The sequence below is a fragment of the Nocardia sp. NPDC049526 genome (assembly GCF_044465765.1).
GTDB lineage: Bacteria > Actinomycetota > Actinomycetes > Mycobacteriales > Mycobacteriaceae > Nocardia.
Map to the genome: position 1 here is coordinate 1 of NZ_JBITMA010000034.1, position 19,280 is coordinate 19,280.

15 protein-coding genes are annotated in these 19,280 nt (G+C 62.3%); 10 read left to right on the forward strand and 5 right to left on the reverse strand.

Annotated features, from left to right (window positions below):
• Positions 1-342: 342 nt before the first annotated feature.
• Positions 343-645, reverse strand: coding sequence for a hypothetical protein (locus ACIBW7_RS42895; RefSeq protein ID WP_397056878.1), 303 nt, complete (start codon positions 643-645; stop codon positions 343-345).
• Here ACIBW7_RS42895 and ACIBW7_RS42900 point away from each other — a divergent pair.
• Positions 611-1,693, forward strand: coding sequence for a hypothetical protein (locus tag ACIBW7_RS42900; protein WP_397056879.1), 1,083 nt, complete (start codon positions 611-613; stop codon positions 1,691-1,693). The two genes, ACIBW7_RS42895 and ACIBW7_RS42900, sit on opposite strands and share 35 nt — an antisense overlap.
• Before the next feature lie 478 nt (positions 1,694-2,171).
• On the opposite strand, the gene ACIBW7_RS42905 is transcribed toward ACIBW7_RS42900, so the two are convergent.
• From ACIBW7_RS42905 to ACIBW7_RS42915, 3 genes are all read right to left on the reverse strand, one after another.
• A complete protein-coding gene (locus tag ACIBW7_RS42905; protein WP_397056881.1) occupies positions 2,172-3,428 on the reverse strand; it encodes a GIY-YIG nuclease family protein in 1,257 nt (418 codons plus the stop codon).
• Positions 3,429-3,946: 518 nt separating this feature from the next.
• The gene (locus ACIBW7_RS42910; protein ID WP_397056883.1) at positions 3,947-4,090 is read right to left on the reverse strand and encodes a hypothetical protein; all 144 of its coding nucleotides are present in this window, start codon (positions 4,088-4,090) and stop codon (positions 3,947-3,949) included.
• 35 nt (positions 4,091-4,125) lie between these two features.
• Entirely contained in the window at positions 4,126-4,452 is a 327-nt protein-coding gene (locus ACIBW7_RS42915; RefSeq protein ID WP_397056884.1) for a bifunctional DNA primase/polymerase, read from the reverse strand.
• 1,088 nt (positions 4,453-5,540) lie between these two features.
• Here ACIBW7_RS42915 and ACIBW7_RS42920 point away from each other — a divergent pair.
• Positions 5,541-6,662, forward strand: a complete 1,122-nt coding sequence (locus ACIBW7_RS42920) for an SIR2 family NAD-dependent protein deacylase (protein ID WP_397056886.1) — start codon at positions 5,541-5,543, stop codon at positions 6,660-6,662.
• Between the two features lie 958 nt (positions 6,663-7,620).
• On the opposite strand, the gene ACIBW7_RS42925 is transcribed toward ACIBW7_RS42920, so the two are convergent.
• Positions 7,621-8,073, reverse strand: a complete 453-nt coding sequence (locus tag ACIBW7_RS42925; RefSeq protein ID WP_397056888.1) for a hypothetical protein — start codon at positions 8,071-8,073, stop codon at positions 7,621-7,623.
• Between the two features lie 168 nt (positions 8,074-8,241).
• Here ACIBW7_RS42925 and lipB point away from each other — a divergent pair, with 168 nt between their 5' ends.
• The 8 genes from lipB to ACIBW7_RS42965 all read left to right on the forward strand — a co-directional run bounded on the left by lipB (position 8,242) and on the right by ACIBW7_RS42965 (position 19,090).
• A complete protein-coding gene (gene lipB / locus ACIBW7_RS42930; protein ID WP_397056890.1) occupies positions 8,242-8,883 on the forward strand; it encodes a lipoyl(octanoyl) transferase LipB in 642 nt (213 codons plus the stop codon).
• A gap of 119 nt (positions 8,884-9,002) precedes the next feature.
• A complete protein-coding gene (locus tag ACIBW7_RS42935; RefSeq protein WP_397056892.1) occupies positions 9,003-10,244 on the forward strand; it encodes a PucR family transcriptional regulator in 1,242 nt (413 codons plus the stop codon).
• Between the two features lie 134 nt (positions 10,245-10,378).
• The gene (locus ACIBW7_RS42940) at positions 10,379-12,388 is read left to right on the forward strand and encodes a fatty acid desaturase (protein ID WP_397056894.1); all 2,010 of its coding nucleotides are present in this window, start codon (positions 10,379-10,381) and stop codon (positions 12,386-12,388) included.
• Between the two features lie 401 nt (positions 12,389-12,789).
• The gene (locus ACIBW7_RS42945) at positions 12,790-14,136 is read left to right on the forward strand and encodes an aldehyde dehydrogenase family protein (RefSeq protein WP_397056904.1); all 1,347 of its coding nucleotides are present in this window, start codon (positions 12,790-12,792) and stop codon (positions 14,134-14,136) included.
• 278 nt (positions 14,137-14,414) lie between these two features.
• Entirely contained in the window at positions 14,415-16,280 is a 1,866-nt protein-coding gene (locus ACIBW7_RS42950; protein WP_397056896.1) for a GMC oxidoreductase, read from the forward strand.
• Between the two features lie 362 nt (positions 16,281-16,642).
• Positions 16,643-17,440, forward strand: coding sequence for an MlaE family ABC transporter permease (locus ACIBW7_RS42955; protein WP_397056898.1), 798 nt, complete (start codon positions 16,643-16,645; stop codon positions 17,438-17,440).
• Between the two features lie 10 nt (positions 17,441-17,450).
• Positions 17,451-18,338, forward strand: a complete 888-nt coding sequence (locus ACIBW7_RS42960; protein ID WP_397056900.1) for an MlaE family ABC transporter permease — start codon at positions 17,451-17,453, stop codon at positions 18,336-18,338.
• Positions 18,335-19,090, forward strand: coding sequence for an MCE family protein (locus ACIBW7_RS42965; protein WP_397056902.1), 756 nt, complete (start codon positions 18,335-18,337; stop codon positions 19,088-19,090). Before ACIBW7_RS42960 ends, ACIBW7_RS42965 begins: the two co-directional genes overlap by 4 nt.
• Positions 19,091-19,280 lie beyond the last annotated feature (190 nt).

Below are 19,280 nucleotides of genomic sequence, written 5' to 3' on the forward strand. Positions count from 1 at the left end.
CTCACGGCATCGACACACCCACTCCGGCAACGACTTTCAGCCGCAATCGTGACAGCGGCGATCACCCCTCAGCACTTATGAAACACGCCCTAGGTCAATTGCCCAGCAGTGAAACGGGTACCTGGCTACTCAGGTCGAAACGTGATGTGGGTAGAAGAATTTTCTGGGCGGTCTGGTTACTACATTGGAGGGCCTGATGCCACGGAGTTCATCATCGAAGGTGCCGGTGTGTGCGTCGGCGTCGCTCGTTGTTGGGATCGCCCTGGCAGTCACAGGCGGTCTCGTCGGCTGCGGAGACCATTCACCCTCGCCGTCACCAACCTCGACTGAGGCCACAACGGTTCAGACCTCGCCAGCGACGACGGCCGAATCGACGACTTTGTTGCCATCAACGGCTGTGTCGTCGCAGAAACCCTCGACGATCCCATCGGAAACATACATCATCGGAACACCACCGACATCGACAAGCGGGTTGTTCCCCGGTCCCACCAGCCCCACCACGACAGCGCCCCCAACTACCATGACCACGGCGAAGCAACCTTTGCCGGAACCATCGAGGTAGTGGTGGTCGAGGATGGGTGAGACAGCGCCGCCGCAGTCCACGGCTTCGGTGAGTGCCTGGGTCGGCCTCGCCTCGGCGATCATCGCCCCGACGACGCTGCTGACTGCCCTGGCCTATTACTTCGGCTACGTCTCGACACGCAAGTACTTCGGGTATTTCAGCATCGACAGCGATCTGCTCGGGTTCACGACCACCGAGTATGTCCTGCGCAGCGTTCAGGTGATGTACCCGCAGATCGCCATATTCATCATCGTCTCGTGGTTTGGACTCGGGATCTGTGAACTAGTGAAGCGCGCGATTATCTCAGGACGATGGCTCGCGACGATACGCGCGCTGGGCTGGACAGGCGTCGGTGCCGGTGTCGTGTTCCTCACCTACACGTTCGTCTCGTTCCTGCCGATGCATAAACCGGCGGTTGTCGATTCGGTGATGGTCGCGACTGTGCTGGTAGTCGGTGGCGGATGGGTCAAGGTGAAACGCCGACGCGCCTCGACTGGGCGACAACGCGCGCTCGGTGCGGTGGGTTGGTTGTTGCTGTGCGGGGCTGCCGTAGCACTGAGCTACGTCCTGGCCGTGCTGCTGGGGCGAGTGCTCGACGGAATGTCGTGGCTGCAGGGAGCGCAACTGCCTGCAGCGTTGGGGGTCGGTGCCATTCTCGCTGCCAGCGGCACATGGACTCTGTCCGCGATCCGATCCGGCTTCCCGCGCCGCAACATCGCATCTGTCGAACGTGTAAGTCAGCTCATAGCGGTCGCTCTGATTGTGCTCGCCTTGTTCTGGATAGCGAACATCTTGGCCACCGCGTCCGGAGCGCGCGACGCGGAGAACTTCGGATTACAGGTCGCTGAGCATCCCAACATCGTGGTGGACACGACCGAAAGACTCTACCTCAACGACATGAAAGTCTGCGAGACTCCGATACCGGCGACCGACTCCAACCAACGCTTCCACTACCGATACAAAAACCTTCGGGAACTCGCCGCTCGCAACGACCGATGGTTCCTCGTACCCACGGACTGGCAACAACACAAAGGGTTCATCCTTATCATTCCCATGCACGACGACTCGGCACGCCTGCGAATCGAGCAGATACCCGAACACGCCACAGTCCTCTGCCCGCCCTCCTCTTGAACTGAGTGAAGAACGGGTGACACCGCCACACCGGGAACAGCTCATCTTGGCGGGCAGCGTCTTTGACACGACGCACGATTAGCCGGGCGGCTCGGCGCGAGCGGCGAGACGCTTGAATCGTTCCCGGATGGAATCGGGGTGCACTGGGTGGCCGTCTTCGTAGGTGAAGACCAGGTCGGCGTCCGTGTCAGCACCCCCACAGCGCCTTGTCACCGTCGGTCGAGCAGCTCGGTTGGTCGGCGCGCGGTGCGCTGACGTAGGCCGGCCCGAATGTCGGCCGCTCGCACAGTATCCCCGAAATCGAGGCCGGTGAGTTTCTCCACGCCTTTGACCGTCGACAGGAAGTCCGCGACCAGGTCGAGCTCGCCGGAGTCCTGGAAGGTTTCTTCGCCCAGTGTTTCTGGGTCCAGGGCTTCGGGCCAGACCTCGAGTACTGGGCGTTGATCGGACCAGTCACGATCGCCACGTTTTTTCTGGACTAGCTGGACTTAGACGTGGAGGGCCCATTGGGGGCGGCGCGATCGAAAGCATACCCAGACAGACTGCGGAGCATCATGCGGAGATCCATGAGGTAATCGTCGTCAGCTGGAACTCCGGAGACAAAAGTCAGCCGCGATGCTACAAGCTGTGTCAGGCGGGCGGATCGAACCAGCAAGGCATGCCTTGCACCCATACTTGGCTGGCCGCGCTCCAGGATTGTCGTTGACAGGCGTCTAAGCATTTCAGCGTTTCGCGCGATTCGGACGTCGGGATTTTTGGCCTCGGAGCGGGTTTGGTCGTCGACGACTAGGAAGCGTCTCGACGGAGGAAGTTCGACTTCGCCCGCGGCGTTGGGGATCTTCTCGTTGAGAAGTGCACCGAGCTTGGTCTGGTAAATAGCCTTCCGATATACGGTGTACTCGGTCGCGTCGAGTAGTGCGCGCGCGTCGGGATCGCGGACATTGGTGTCCTGAAGTGCCCACAGCGGCCAAAGTTCGAGTTCTGCTACTTCTTGAACGTCAAGAATGTTCATCGCGACCGCGTCGGTGCGCTGATTCGTCAAGTGACGCCGGACCCTGGTGCGTAGGCGTTCGTTGGTCTGACCAACGTAAATCGGTTCGCCGTCGAAATCGTAAAAGGCGTAGCAGCCGAATTTGGCGTCTGCCCACACTCGCCCTTGGGCATCTTCGTCGGTAAGAGCATCGTCGAGCAGATTCCGGGCTCCTTGGCGCCGTGGGGTCTGAAGGTCGCTCCGTCGTGGTCGGGTGTTGGCATGTGTTGAGTGGGGATCTGCATCGATCCGCAGTGAATCGGTTAACCGGGTGAAGTTTCCGGACGGGCTGCTGGTTGTTGGTACCGATCGGCCGAGCGCTGGGCCGGTATCGAGATCGGGTGAGGCGAAGGGTGACGAGAGGACTGCGACGTCAGGGCTCGTCGTGTTGGTATTGGGTCCTGTCGGTTGTCGCGCGTCGATTCGCATGCCACGCCAGCGGCGGAGCTCCGCCTCGAGTTCAGTGGGGTCGCGGTTCGGGTCGTCAAACACGAGGTTCGCGCGCACGAACGTTCGAAGGATGGGCGAGGTCGGTATCGTTGCCCCGCTGAGCATGTTGGTGATGGCGCCTTTTGAGATGGATTCGCCGTTGCTGCGTGCGAGTCTCTGAATCTCGGCATAGCTCGGCTCACCACAGGAGCGATGGAGCTCCTTGAGGGCCTTGGTGAACGCGGCGGCGCGCGGCGGGTTAGGATTTGGAGACATTGGCCCTTCCGAAATGAACGAGCATGAACACGGCTCGATGGTCGAATGTCGTTTGATCGCCGAGCATCTCGGGTCCATGGTAGTTCATGATTGTTCATATTGAGTGAAAATTTTCTGCGGGTCTGATGTCCTGTGTGGCATGAGTTCGAACGCGCCGCGAAGGCGTTCACGCCAGTCCTTGGTCAGCTCGGGTCGCCGGAACCGCGATCAGGTAGTGGAGCTTGGAGCGTTGCTGTCGATCATGGGCGGTTTCGTCGCGATCTATGTGTTTGCCGGCGCTGCGGCGTTGGTTCCGATTGGGTCGGCGACGATGGCTTTGTACTCGATTTGGAGAGGGCGACGTGGGCAGGACTGACGGGGGTATGGTCACGGGACGGCGACCCGCTTACCTTGGTGGAGCCTAATGTCACTGTGCCCGTCGGGCTCGCCGCAAAAGTTCGAGCCAGTCCTCGTATCCTTGGGCGTCGAGCCGTTGTCCCGCTGGCGTCACGGTGAGTCGACTCAGCAGGCTGGTGGGGTTAAGTCGGTTGAATGCGACAAGCGCCGTGGTGGAGTCCGTCGTTGGTGGTGCGGTCGGCTTCGGTGTGGGTGAAGTTGTCGACGCCGATGTGGACGGTGGCGGCGTTGTAGAGGGCGGTGGAGGCGTCGTCGTGGGTGAGCATGCCTCGGCCGACGAGGCGGCCGAGGCTGTTGGCTGTCAGTAGCAGGGTCCAGTGTCGGGTGCCGGTCTTTGCCGCACGGACCCGAGCGCATTGGTTGGCGATCGCTTGGGTGACGTACGCCGTCGCGCGGTAGGGCGTGAGTTGCTGGCTGTGAGTTGGGGGGCCGGTGTCATGGCAGTGATCAGCCAGTCAGAGTGCCGGATCGGTGGTCGGTCGTCGACGATCCGGTATCGGCCGGTGGTGAGGATCGACCCGGCCGCGACGATGTACCCGCCGGCGCCGCGGGTGTCGATCCGTGGTCCCAGTCGGCTGATGCTGTTGCGCAGCAACGGATCCTGTGGAGCGCGGTAGTACAGATGCATCCCGCCTGAGGTTATCGGCGGTTCGAGCTGGAAATCGCACTAACTGTGTTGGTCGCGGTGATATCGCGATCGATTCAACGATGTGTGTCAAGCCGCCACGGCCTGGTGGTGACCGCACAGTAGGGGGGTCCGGCAGAGATCGTGCTTTCACTCAGCAGTGCGGATTGCGCTGCGGCAGACCAGGTGGGTGAGAGATTGTGACAGCCGGTACAAGCTGGCGCTGGTATGACCGGTCAACAGCGTTTCAGTTGGAGCTGTAGGTCATGGTTGTCGCCCGTTGCAGGTTGCTGTTTCCAGCAGCACCGCAGACGTCGCCGACTGTGATGACGAACGATGGTTGGCCAATCAGAACGATGGCTGGCCAAATCATGCGACCCCCAGCTATAGATGGCGGTTCCCAGGTCGTGTCGGCGGCTGGGGTTGGGCCGCGCTCAGTGGTTGGTGATCTATCGTTCAGCGAGTGATATTGCGAGGGCTCTGACAGCAACGCGCCGGTAATCTCGATGCTTCACGCACACCGGCCGTAGCGCGTGGAGCCCAGCCGCGACCGCTCGGTAAGCGGCATGCGCTTGTGTTCGACGTCTTCGCTCCACGGGGGCGAACCGTAGCTCAGGACAGCTTGACTGTGCGCGGTCTGCTGTTCTAGCTCAAGCTCGTGATGCTCCGAGGTTTCGGCACCGGTCACGGTGCGCAGACCTCGGACAAGAAGTCCGTAGACGTCACGGCAGGCAGGACCTGCACCGAGTCGAATAATTGGAAAAAATTGGGGATTGAGAATTTTTTTTCGAGGAAATTCGTACCCCAGGTTAACCTTTCGACCCGTCCGCGTTTGAACTAGTTTCTGCTGGCTATCGACCAGCGCGATTGGTCCCTTGTAACGTAGCTAGCATGGCGCAGCAAGAGCGATATATATGACGCAGCAAATGTCCTACCAGAACAGCTTGCGAGACGCGTTAGCGACGACTGGTGGGGCCACTGTCGTACTTGGTGCCGGTGTCTCCGCGGCACTGAGTGGAGGTCACCCAGTCGCAACGTGGAAGGGGCTCCTTCATGCTGGTCTCGATTGGTATGCCAGTGGAAATCCCTTGATGGCTGAGAATGTGGATCATTTCAGAGCCGTGCTCGACAACTCGAAGAACCCGCCGAACACAGAGATGCTCGTGGCCATCGCGCAATTCGTCGGGGGGCAGTTCCGGGAAGCGGGTGTAGGCCAATATCAGAGGTGGCTGCAGGAGCAAATTAGGAACCTCAAGGTTACGGAAAATAATGAACTTGTCGGCGCTCTCCCGGACGTGAGTTGGATTATGACGACAAACTATGACGACCTCTGGAAGGTCTCATATCCGAATCGTCAACCTATTACATGGCGTACTCCGAATGCGCGTAGGGTCTTCGTAAGACATCCAGGAATGTACGTGTTCCATCTCCATGGCCTCTTCTCCGACCATGAATCCGTAGTCCTTACCGGAGAGGATTACGGGCGTTTGGGAGCGGCCGCTGTTTCTCAAGATGTTCTCCGCGATGCTGCGATAAGATCGGCATTGGTAATGATTGGATACGGTTCAGGTTTGGACGATCCAAATTTCTCGGAACTTCTCAAGTGGTTGCGTGTCGCTGAGGAAACCTTCACCGACCCCCACTACATCCTAGTGACAGATGACCGTCTACCAAATTTTAGCTCCCCACATCCTGGGCTGGTCGCTGTCTCCTACGGTAAAACGTATGACGATCTAGTTCCTTTTCTGAAAAAAATTGCACCGAGAAGCGAGTTGCCAGCCTGCAGTGAACACCGATCCTGTAAGCATCCTCCGTCGCTACCGAGGGGGCAGCGACGATCCGCTCTTCCAAAGGAGAGTGCGGGTTTTAACATCAATCCGCAATGGATCAAAGAAAAGGATGATAGTTGGAATAAATTGGCGGATATTAAAGTTGATCTTCATGACGATCGGCCGGTGGGTAGCGATCCGGTCGCCTATCTGATACCGAGCGGCAATGCGCCACTCACTATTTATGATCCAAGGTATTGGCTGCCAGGTAACCCTGAGCGAAAGATGAAATTCTCTGAAGGCTGGCTCGAACTGAACGGGAAGAAAAATTTGCGTGGGTTTGTCTTCGGCATGACCAATGCTGCGGGAGTTAGAAAAACCCGAATCTACTGCGACGACTACGACCGATACCTGACTGAACAAGATAAAAAATACCCCGAATGACCTTAGGATGCGGAAAGCCCTTGAAGGGAAGATGCTCGATGCGGGCGTCGGTATCGGGCTCCGGCGGTGGCGATGTTGAGGTTTGTGCGTCGAGATTGAGGCGGATTAGTTCCGCGAAGTTACGTAGTGTCAACAATCTCTTGAGACGGCACAACTACCCCTCACCTGGGGGAATTACTTGACGGCTGACACCCACACGAATCCAGTGCGGCATCAGCGAGAGCGTGGACCTCCTGCGCGCCATCGGCGCGCAGCCGGTCTCGCAGCGACTTGCCGGGCCCGAGCTGTTGGCGTGCTGGATTGTCGACACGCCACTATCGGTCTGTTTTCTGGCGAGCGGTGATCGCAGGTGGTCCGGCTCGCTGGCCCGCAGTGAAGAGTGTGCTGCGGGGCTCGTGTGTCGATGGCCAGTCGAAAGATTTGCTGCTGATGTCAATGTGGTGTGAGGTTGGCGTTGTCCAGCGGTCATTGGCAAGCCGCACAACCTCATTCGGCCTGGCCGCGGTTTACCAACTGTACTCGGCCTGGACTCCTGCTGGATTGGGCGGATTGGGAAGGGCAGCGATCATCTGTCCTGGAGTCTGCGGTTCCGGGACTATGCCGCCCTTACCCGGTCGCAATGGTACGCGACTGGATCGTGCGTGGGACATGGGCTGTCGGCCGAGACTCCATAGGAGAATGGCGGAAATCTCTTGTCCGCCAGCGAGATTTGGCTCGGTGTCCGCAGTTCGGCGCGCAGGAAGGAAGGCAACTGGCGGACATGCTTTCGTCATTCGATCCGTCCCACCAAAATCTCACACTTTTGATGGGAATCGCCCGAGTCTGATCGGACATAATGGGCACGATGGGCGGACGCCCGTCAATCAGGACCAAATCCACACGTCAGCACTGAACACGATTTTCCGACGTTGACAACGAAAGCACCTCGGGATCGCCTCATGGCCGCAGCACGGCTGTTCTAAACCGAAGGCATCCGCGCCGTCGGAGTCAACCGTTGCTCGAAGAGGCAAAGACCCCGATCATGACCTTGTTCCGGCATTTCGGGTCGAAGGAGGCCCTGGTCGAGGCCTTCCTGATCGACCGGGATCAGCGACTCCGCGCCAAGTTCGAGCGCGAGGTCGAACGGCCCGGCGATTCCAGCAGGGAAGGCGTGCTTGCCGTATTCGACTTCGTCGGGCGTGACCGCAGACCCGAATGCCGAGGCTGCACGTTCATCAATGTCGCGGTGGAAATGGCCGACCAGGAACACACCTTCGTGGACGTCGCGGTGGCTCACAAGAACTTCGTGCGCGAGATCTTCGCCAAGTACCTCACCGAAGCGGGGCCGCCGGCAAACCGAGCCCCTGGCCTCGCAGCTACTGATTCTGAGGAACGGTGTTTTCGTCAGCGCGCAGATGCACTCGAACTTCAAGGAAGCGGCAGTGCAGGCACACGTGGCCGCGCAAGTGCTGCTCGATGCCGCACTTGCCGCAGAAGCGAGCGAGCACACCGGTCCCGAGTCTGCTGCCTCCTGACATGCTTATGAGCCTCAATCCCGGTCTGTCGGTCGGGTATGCATGTAGCACAGAGAGGGCCGAGTGTGAGCGAGGGTGAGCTGGAATGGGTGGATCTGGGCGAGGTCCCATATCTCGAGGCCGTCGCGCAGATGGAAACCTGGGTTCGAGAGCGGCGGGAGGGGCGCATTGCGGATCGGCTGGTATTGCTCACTCATCCCGCAGTGATCACCTATGGTGTCCGGACCCCCCGTCATGAATTGCCGCTGCAGACCGAGATTCCTCTGGTTGAGGTAAACAGAGGGGGGCAAGCGACCTACCACGGACCGGGGCAGCTGATGGGTTATCTGGTGGTCGATCTCCGTCAGCGCGGCCCCGGGGATATCGTGCGCTGGCTGGAGCAAGGCTTGATCAGTGCCTTGGAGTCGCTTGGCCTGCGGGCTGTTCGACGTGACACGCCGGCCAAGGCCCAGAGCCTGGTCGGAGTCTGGACGTTGGAGCACAAGAAGGTTGCCTCGATCGGTATGCGGATTCGCGGCGGCGTGACGAGCCATGGGTTTGCTCTGAATATCGCGCCAGACCTGGCCGCGTTTTCGGCATTCACGGCCTGCGGGCTGCCCGAGGTGGCGATGACCTCAATCGCGGAGATGGCCGCTGCCATGGGAATGCCCACCCCTTCAGAAGAGGCGGTACGAGCGGCCGTAGCCGCAGCGCTCGGAGCAGTTTGACGTTGGCAAACCGGTGCGGCCGACAGGCCCTCGCTCGCCCCAGCCACGGAACAAACTCCGTTGCGGCGTCGATCGTGAACGGTCGGATGTAGCAGTTCGGTCGAGGTTAGTGTGCAGATATGGAGGCGCTGGAGCCGGCTGACGGTGCGGAGGCTGGAAGGGGTATTGCTGCGTATTTTCTGGCTAATGTGTCCAGCCTGGCCGACGACATGCAGAGGTACATAGTCGAGCGGATACCGGAGGTCGGTGGGGATGCTGAGCTTCGCGGCCTGACCTTGGGATCGTGCTCGTCGAATCTCGAAGCGGTGCTTTCGATGGTTCGTCATGGGATCGATATAGCGGCTGTGGAGGCGCCGGTAACGGCGCTCGAACACGCGCGAGCAATGGCGTCACGGGGGCACAGCGTGGATGTGATGCTGCGGTTCTATCGGTTGGGACATGAGTTCTTCACCGAGAAGCTTTCCGAAGCGCTGACTGACTCGATCGACGACCCCGCTGTCGCGTTGCGGACGTTTGTCGATCTCGAGCGGTTCGGGTTTCGATACATCGACCGCATCTCCAGTCTTGTGGCTGCCGAGTACGTCGCTGAGCTCGACCGACGCCAGAACCAGGCAAGGGCCGAGCGCGCCGATGTGGTGCGGGCCTTGCTCGCTGGGGAACGTGTCGACATCGCTCGGGCCGAACGTGTGCTCGGCCACCGGCTCACCGGTCGGCAGATCGCCTTCGTGTGCTGGGTCGACGACCGTGGCGTCGACCTCGAGGGATTCGCTCGGCAGGTTGGAAGGTTCCTTGGGGCGGGTCACTCGCTCGTCGTGGCGGACGGTCCACTCGCGGTGTGGGGATGGGCATCGATCACGGGGGAGGTGAGGACTTCGCTGACGGGCATGGCGACGGAGTTTCCCGGCGAAAGTAAAAACGTTCATATCGCGGTGGGCTCGCCCTATCCGGGGGCTGCCGGCTTCCGTACCTCCCACCTGGAGGCTCTACGCACTCGCCGGGTCATCGAACTGTCCGGTCGCGCGGCGCCATCGATTACTCAGTTCAGCGATGTCGCGTTGGTGGATGCCATCTCGCGCGACCTGGATGCGGCGCGAGCCTTCGTCGCCGCTCAGCTCGGCGCTCTCGCACGGGACGACGCGAAAGAGCGCGGCGAGCGCGCCGCACTCCTGGCTGTGCTCGACGCGCAAGGGAGTCTGGCGATCGCAGCACGCACCTTGGGGATCCACCGGAACACGGTCCTGCAAAGGGTGCGTCGTGCCGAAGAGCGCAGGGGCCGCCCCGCAACTGTCAAGATCGCCGAACTGCATGCCGCCCTCCTCGTCTGCGACGTGCTGGGGGCCTCGGTTTTGCGCGAGTCATAGCCGCACCGACGGACGCCGAGCGTGCCGGGATGTGCTCGCAGCACACCGGAGAGGGCTGAGATGGCCTTGTCGACCGATACCGGTCGTTAATAGGTTGTGAGGCATCTCATCCCGAAGCGCGAAGGAGGAGTCCGATGTCGACGACGACTCGACACCCCCAACCCCCAGCAGCCCCCTCGCAGCACGCCTTGCCTGATCCGGGCGAGCAAGTTCCTACGCTGTCCTGGCCGATAGTCGGCATCTTCACATTTGCGCTTGCGCTCTTCGGCGCCTCGACCTGGGCCGCGCTCACCGACTCTTTGCCTGCGATCGCCACCATCGCCGCGAGCTCCGCGGCAATCTTCGTCCTGTTCACCGTGTTGCACGACGCCTCCCATTACTCGATCAGCTCCCATCGCTGGGTCAACGTCGCTTTCGGTCGCGTGGCAATGTTCTTCGTCTCGCCTCTGATCTCATTCAAGTCGTTCGCGTTCATCCATATCGAGCACCACCGCAACACCAATGACGGTGAGTTCGATCCCGATCACTTCGTCAGCGCCGCACCCTGGTGGCAGCTGCCCATCCGTTTCCCGGCAATGGACCTGCCGTATATCGGTTTCTTGGTGCGTAACCTGCGCAGGCGCCCACGCTCCGAGGTCCTGGAAACGGCGGCGTTGATGACCTTTTCGGTGACGGTGATCGTGGCGGCCGCTTTCGCCGGATATCTGTGGACGCTCGCGGTGATCTGCCTGATTCCCGGGCGGGTGGCGATGTTCGTGCTCGCGTGGTGGTTCGACTGGCTACCCCACCACGACCTGGAAGACACCCAACGCGAGAACCGCTATCGCGCGACCCGCAACCGCGTCGGCTCGGAGTGGATCCTGACTCCTCTGCTCTTGTCGCAGAACTACCACCTGGTCCACCACTTGCATCCCTCCATTCCTTTCTACCGCTACGTCGCGGTCTGGCGACGCAATGAGGCCGCCTACCTAGAGCGCGACTCGGCAATAGGCACCGTCTTCGGGCAGCAGCTCGACGCCACGCAGTACCGCGAGTGGAAACGCCTCAACGGCAAACTAGCCGCACTGCTCCCGGTTCGGATGCCGCGTTCCTCCGCGGCACGCCATGCCAGCGCCCACCCGATCCCCGTCACAAGCGTCGAGCCCCTGACTCCGGACAGCGTCAAAGTCACTTTCGACGTTCCCGATCACCTCAGCGATCAGTTCCAATTCCAGGCGGGCCAACACCTGACCGTTCGACACCGCATCGGTGGGCGGGAGGTGCGGCGAAACTACTCGATCTGCACCTCGGCCACATCGGGAGAACTGGCGATCGGAGTGCGGCACATCGCGGGCGGGATGTTCTCGACCTTCGCGGTCGAAACGCTGCGAGCCGGTGATGTCCTGGAGCTCATGACGCCCACGGGTAGCTTCGGCGCACCCCTTGATCCACTCGCTCGGCGCGACTATGTCGCGGTGGCGGCAGGGAGCGGCATCACGCCCATCCTGTCGATCATGCGCACCACGATGGAGATCGAGACCGAGAGCCGCTTCATCCTCTTCTACGGCAACAGAACCGCAGAGTCGACCATGTTCGCCTCCGAACTCGATGAGCTCGAATCTCGATATGCAGACCGGTTACGCATATTCCACATCCGCTCAGGTGAGGCGCACCACCCCGCCTCTGTTCGTGGCCGTATCGACCTGGCGATGGTTGAACAGTTGCTCGCCAGCGATGTCACTTCGATCGACCGGTGGTACCTGTGCGGCCCGAGCGATCTCGTCACGACAATGCGCGAGGACCTCGCATCTGAAGGAGTGCCGACCGAGCGGATACACCTCGAACTGTTCCGCGGCACGAACCGATCCACACACGTCGGTGCCTTCCGCAAGTCCGAAGTGACCATCACTCTGTCCGGCGCGCATCACACCGTGGAACTCGCCGCGGGCGAGACCGTCCTCGAATCCGCGCTGAAAAGCAACATCGATGCGCCGTATGCCTGTCTCGGCGGCGCGTGTGGCACTTGCAAAGCCAGAATCACAACAGGAGCGGTATCGATGGAGCAAAATTTTGCGCTTACCACAGCCGAGGTCGACGCCGGCTTCGTACTGACCTGTCAATCTCATCCCACAACCCCGACGGTCGCAGTCGACTACGACAGCTGAGCCAACACATGCGCGAACTCCGCCAGAAGATCGCACTCGTCACCATCGCCTCGATGGGCATCGGCAATCGCCAGGGCACTAGCGGCCTTGCTCGCTCGGCAATGGTCTCGGTGGTCCACCCGCCCGCGAACGCCCCAACGCGTGATCACCGGGCTCGGGATCATCGTCGGTCCCCTTCGTTTCGGTAGCCGAAACCATCTACTGGAGACCTCATCCATTCCCGGTCAACGAAACACCCTGCACGACAAACACTTTCGCGCCAGCGCCGCGGGCGCGGAACTACTTCTCGAACACGGCCTGATTCCGTCGCCGGAGGCGTGACGGAACTCCTCAGAGGTAACCAGATGTCTATACCGACTACCGCACCAGCGGTCTCCAATTTGCCCGACATCCCCGATGCGATGGCACGGGTTCGCCGCGAGTTCGCCTCGGGCCGGACCCGAGACCGCACTTGGCGTGCGGAGCAGTTGCGGAACGTGATCCGGCTGCTTGATGAGCAGGAGGATCAGATCGTAGCCGCGCTGGCTAGTGATCTTGGACGCAGCCGGGCCGAAGCCTGGATGGGCGATATATCGTCCACCAGGGGTGAGGCCGTGTTCGCCCTGAAACACCTGCGGCGGTGGATGCGTCGGCGGCGGCAGCCGCTGCCGCTGGTGCAGTATCCGGGTTCGGCCTGGGTGCAGTACGAGCCGCTCGGCGTCGTTCTGGTCATCGGCCCGTGGAATTACCCGGTGTACCTGACTCTTTCGCCGTTGGTGGCCGCGCTGGCCGCGGGCAACTGCGCGATACTCAAGCCGTCCGAGTTGGCGCCGGCCACGTCGGCCCTGCTGGCTCGGCTGGTTCCGGAATACCTGGACTCCGAGGCGGTCGTCGTGGTCGAGGGCGACGCCCCGGTCACCCAGGAGCTGCTGGCGCAGGGTTTCGACCACGTACTGTTCACCGGCGGCGACCAAATCGGAAGGAAGATCATGGCCGCGGCCGCGGCGACGCTGACTCCGGTGACCTTGGAGCTCGGCGGTAAAAGCCCGGTAATCGTGACCGCCGACGCCGACCTCGCTATCGCGGCCCGCCGGATCGCCTGGGTCAAGTGCGTGAACTCGGGACAGACCTGCATCGCGCCGGACTACGTGCTGGCCGATCACCGTATCCGGGATCGGCTGGTGGACGAGATCGTAGCGGCGATCGAGCAATTCGAGGGGGAGGGAGGCGCAGACGGCCGCCGGATCGTCAACGAGCGCCAATTCGCGCGACTGGCTACCTATCTCGCGCAGACGCGCGGCACGATCGCGCTGGGCGGACGGGTCACCGAGGCGTCGTTGTCGATCGAGCCGACCGTGATCGTCGACCCGGATCCCGACGATGCGGTCATGCAGGAGGAGATCTTCGGACCTATCCTGCCGGTGCTGTCGTACGAAAGCCTCGACGATGCGATCTCGTTCGTGAACTCCCGGCCGAAACCACTTGCCGGGTACTACTTCACGAAATCGGCGGCGGTGGGCGAGCGCCTCGTGGACGAAATCCCGTCCGGCGGTGCGGTGATCAACCATGTCGCCATGCACTGCCTGGTGCCGCAGCTTCCGTTCGGAGGTGTCGGCGCCAGTGGCATGGGCGCCTACCACGGCCGCTGGGGGTTCGAAGCACTCAGTCACCGGAAATCGGTGTTGCGCAAGACCTTCCACCCGGATCTGCAGCTGATCTATCCCCCGTACAGCAAACGGGCGCTGCAAATCCTACGAAAGATCTTATAGCGACTTGCCCCCAAAAATTCGCCCTGCGAAGGGATCTCTGAGATTCCGAGACTCCCGCCGATGACCGGAACCCAAACCGACAATCCTCGTGCCGCTGTTCGGGCTGATCCTGTCCCCGCTCCTGATACCCACAGCGGTAGAAATCGCTGGGCGCGTGCGGGACAGGCTACAAGTGAAAGAACCGTGACCGCCTACCGTCGCGAGACCATCGGTTCGAATCCCTCCGACTTCCGGATGACCTCGGTCGCCTGAACGCGATCCTGAAAGGTAAAGTGCCCATGACTTTCGATTACGACGTCATAGTCGTCGGCTCGGGCTTCGGTGGCAGCGTGAGCGCGCTGCGCCTGACCGAGAAAGGTTACCGCGTCGGTGTTTTCGAGGCCGGCCGCCGGTTCGCCGACGACGAGTTCCCGCAAACCTCGTGGCGTATCCGGCGCTACCTATGGGCACCGGCGCTGGGCTGCTACGGAATTCAGCGGATGACGCTACTCAAGGACACTTTTGTGCTGGCCGGAGCCGGGGTGGGCGGCGGCTCCCTGGTATACGCAAACACCCTGTACGAGCCGCCGGATACCTTCTTCGCCGACGGCCAGTGGGCGCATATTACCGACTGGAAGGCCGAGCTGGCCGCGCATTACGACCAGGCGAAGCGCATGCTGGGTGTCACTGTCAATCCGGCGATCACGCCTGCGGACCGCGTCATCGCGGAGGTCGCGCAGGACATGGGAATCGCCGACACCTACCAGCGCACACCGGTGGGTGTGTTCTTCGGCGGGCCCGGGCGCCGGCCGGGCGAGGATGTACCCGACCCGTTCTTCGGCGGCGCCGGGCCGGACCGGCGCGCCTGCACCCACTGCGGCGAATGTATGACCGGCTGCCGGCACAACGCCAAGAACACGCTGGTGAAGAACTACCTCTATCTGGCCGAGCAGGCCGGCGCCACCGTGCATCCGCTGACGACAGTGACCGATGTCCGCCCACTGCCGGACGGCGGTTATCAGGTCACCACGGTCCGCACCGGCCGGTGGATGCGCAAGCGGCGGCATCGATTCACCGCCGAGCAGGTCGTGTTCGCCGCCGCTGCGCTGGGCACCCAGCAGCTGCTGCACCGGCTGCGCGACCGGGGCTCGCTCCCCGACCTGTCCGCCCGGCTCGGGTATCTGACCCGGACCAATTCCGAGGAGCTGCTGGCGGTTCGCAGCCGAGACAAGTCCCGCGACTTCACCAAGGGCATCGCGATCACCTCCTCCGTCCACCCGGATCCGGACACGCACGTGGAACCGTTGCGATACGGAAAGGGCAGCAACGCCATATCACTGCTGACCACCGTGATGGTCAGCGGCGACGGCGCGCGCGGACTGGGCTGGTTGCGTGAACTCGGCCGGAGCCGCCGGGATCTGCTCCGGATCCACAATCCGCGTCGCTGGTCGGAACAGACGATCGGCCTGCTGGTGATGCAGTCGGCGGACAACTCGCTCACCGCCTACACCCGGCGCGGCCTGTTCGGCCGACGCATGACCACCAAACAGGGTGAGGGACAACCGAATCCGGCCTGGATCCCGGCCGGCCACGAGGTCGCGCGGCGGCTGGCCGAGAAGATCGACGGTGTTCCCGCCGCGGCCACCAGCAGCAGCGTCTTCAACATTCCGATGACCGGGCACTTCATCGGGGGCTGCGCTATCGGCGACAGCGCAGAGACGGGCGTCGTCGACCCCTACCACCGGCTGTTCGGTTATCCCGGCCTGCACGTCGTCGACGGATCGACCATCTCGGCGAATCTGGGCGTGAACCCCTCGCTCACCATTACCGCACTGGCTGAACGTGCGATGTCGTTATGGCCCAACCGCGGTCACGCCGATCCGCGCCCCGCACCCGGTGCGGCGTACCAGCGGGTCGCGCCGGTCGCGCCCGCGCACCCGGTAGTGCCGCCGGCCGCGCCGGCCGCCCTCCGGCAGCCCATCGTCGGCATCACCAACGGAGACACCGATCGTCGGGCCGACTGGCCGGATGCAGCGTTCGGTGCCGCCACCACGAGCAATTCCGGTAGGAAGCTGCAGGGCCGACCAGGGCCGGCACTGGACGACGACAGCCCGGCCCGGCCATCGAACCGGACTGCACATTCCGACAAGGAGATTCACCGGTGAGGACGTCGCTTCGATCCGCCGCCGCGATCGCCGACCGGGCCGCCGAGACTGTCCGTGCCGTAGCGACAGAAATAGATCTTCGATGTTGAAATCCCGGCTCACCGAGGAATTCGAGGAGGGCGACCTCGACGCCGGATCTGCAGCTGATCTATCTGCCGTACAGCAAACGGGCCGCTGCAGATCCTACGAAAGATCTTCTAGGAGGCCGCTGAATTAGCGGTTTTCTAGGTCATCGGTTCGGTGAGTTGTCCGGTGCGGCGACCCGGCCGGTGCGGTTCGCGGCGGGCGGATATGGCCAGCGACTTCAGCACGGTGTGATCGCGGTCCGGTCAATCGGTTTCAGATTTCTGAAAGGTTCAACGATGGTGGATTCCGGCGAGATCTCCTCGCCTGCCCGCTGGGACAGAACATGGTCCGCCGCGGAGGTCGTCCCACGTGCGGTGGGAGAGTTTTTCGGCACCACGCTGGACACCCTGCGGACGCTGCCACGGCGGCCCTTCCAATTTCGGGAGTTCGTTCATCAGGCGTGGTTCATCGCCAATGTATCGATTGTGCCGACCTTGCTGATCGCGATCCCGTTCTGCGTCATGGTGATGTTCCAGATCAATGTGCTGCTCAACGAGATCGGAGCCATCGACCTGTCCGGGGCTGGCGCCGGAATCGCTGTGATTCGCGAGATCGGTCCGGTAGCAACAGTTTTGGTGGTGGCCGGTGCAGGCGCGACGGCGATCTGTGCGGACCTGGGCGCACGGACCATCCGCGAGGAGATCGACGCGATGCGGGTGCTGGGCATCGACCCGATACATCGGCTCGTCGTGCCCAGAGTGCTCGCCTCCACGGTCGTCGCGCTGTTCTTGAACGGACTGGTCACCGCGGTCGGCCTGGCCGGTGGCTACCTCTACGCGGTCTATCTCCAGGGCGCGACGCCAGGCCAGTTCATTACCGCGATTCCGCTGTTGACCGGGATACCGGATCTGCTGGTCAGCGAGCTCAAAGCCGGGATATTCGGGCTGCTGGCCGCACTGGTGGCGTGTCATCTGGGTCTGCATGCGAAGGGCGGTCCGAAAGGGGTCGGGGACGCCGTCAATCAGACCGTCGTTTTCAGCTTCGTCTTGCTATTCCTGGCCAACTCCATCATCACCACCCTGTGGCTGCAATGAACGGACCGATATGACCATCACCAGCCAACAGCCGTCCGTGGCCGAGCTGCTACGACGGAAGTCGTGGGGGCGCAGGCTAACCGCCGCCGCTGCGCGCCCCGGCGACGCCGTCGGCGGCCTCGGCCACCAACTGTCGTTTCACTTGCACGGACTCGGTTGGATTCCACGCACAATGCGCCGCTATCGCGGTGAGGTGGTCCGCTTGATCGCCGAGGTCAGTCTGGGATCCGGTGCGCTCGCGGTGATCGGCGGCACCGTCGTTGTCGTCGGATTCCTCACCGCCGCCGCCGGTTACGAGGTCGGCCAGCAGGGAGCTACCTCGCTCGGCCGCGTCGGGGTCGAAGCGATGTCCGGATTCATTTCCGCATTCTTCAATACCCGTGAGGCCATTCCGGTAGTGGCCGGTGTCGCGTTGACCGCAACCGTGGGCGCTGGGTTCACCGCGCAGTTGGGTGCGATGCGGGTGAGCGAGGAGATCGACGCACTCGAGGTGATGTCGATTCCCTCGGTTCCGTATCTGGTGACAACCCGGATCCTGGCCGGGCTGCTCGCGATTATCCCGCTTTATTGCATCGCGCTTTTCATGGGCTACGCCTCGACCCAGTTCGTGAGCATCGTGCTGTCCGGACAGTCACCGGGCACCTACGACCATTACTTCAACGTTTTCCTGGTGCCCACCGACGTGCTGTGGTCGCTGGCGAAAGTCATTGTGTTCTCGGTGGTCATCATGTCTGTGCACTGCTACCACGGCTACCACGCCGCAGGCGGTCCCGCAGGTGTCGGGGTGGCGGTGGGCCGGGCGGTGCGTACCTCGTTGATCGCGATCATGATCATCGACCTGATCATCGGAGTCGCCGTTTACGGCGGCGTCCACTCGACCGTTCGGGTGTCCGGATGACCCTGGAAGTCTCCCGGCGCCGCGCCCTGCTGCTCGGCATCAGCGCCATCGCCGTCTTCGTACTTGCCTGGACCGGCGCAATCGCCTCCTGCAGTGGCGAATTCGTCGCCAGCACCCGGGTCTACCTGCTCGCCGACCGGGCCGGGCTGCTGATGGGGCCCGGATCAGATGTCAAGGTGCGCGGCGTGGTCGTCGGGCGGGTCAGCGCCGTCGAAGTCGACAACGATCGGGCGAAGCTGACCTTGGACCTGAATCCCGGCCAGGCGCGGCGGATTCCGGCGAATGTCGGCGCCGAGATCGCCCCGACCACCCTGTTCGGGCGCAAATTCGTCACCCTGGTCTGGCCGGCTGAACCGGCAGCAACGACACTCGGTGCGGGCTCGACGATCGATGGGTCGAAGGTGAGCGTCGAAGTGAACGACGTCTTCGACACACTGCTCACCCTGCTGAAAACCGTTGAGCCGCAAAAGGTCAACGCGACACTGACCGCGCTCGGCACCGCACTGGACGGGCACGGCACGCGGTTCGGCGACCTGCTGGTGTCCACCGATCGCTACCTCGGGCAGTTCAACGAGGCGATACCGACATTGCGGCGCGACGTGCCACTGCTGGCCGACAATCTCGACACCTTGGCCGCGGTCACGCCGGATGTCATGGCCACACTGAAGAATCTGTCGACGACCGGCACCACCCTCGTCGAGAAGCAGGCGAGCCTGAGCGCCTTCCTGCTGTCGTTCACCCAATTCGGCTAGTTACAGGGCGTTCATGGAGCGATAGGTGCCTACCTGAGTCATGGGGATTAGAAGTGCGACTCTGGCGTCCACGCGACATGCGGTCGTGTGTGCTACCAGGAGAAAGCACATCCCGCTGCGTCACCGGACTTCCTGTGCTGCAGTCGATCTCTCTACGAGTTCGTAAGTCGTTGCGATGAAGGTGGAGGCG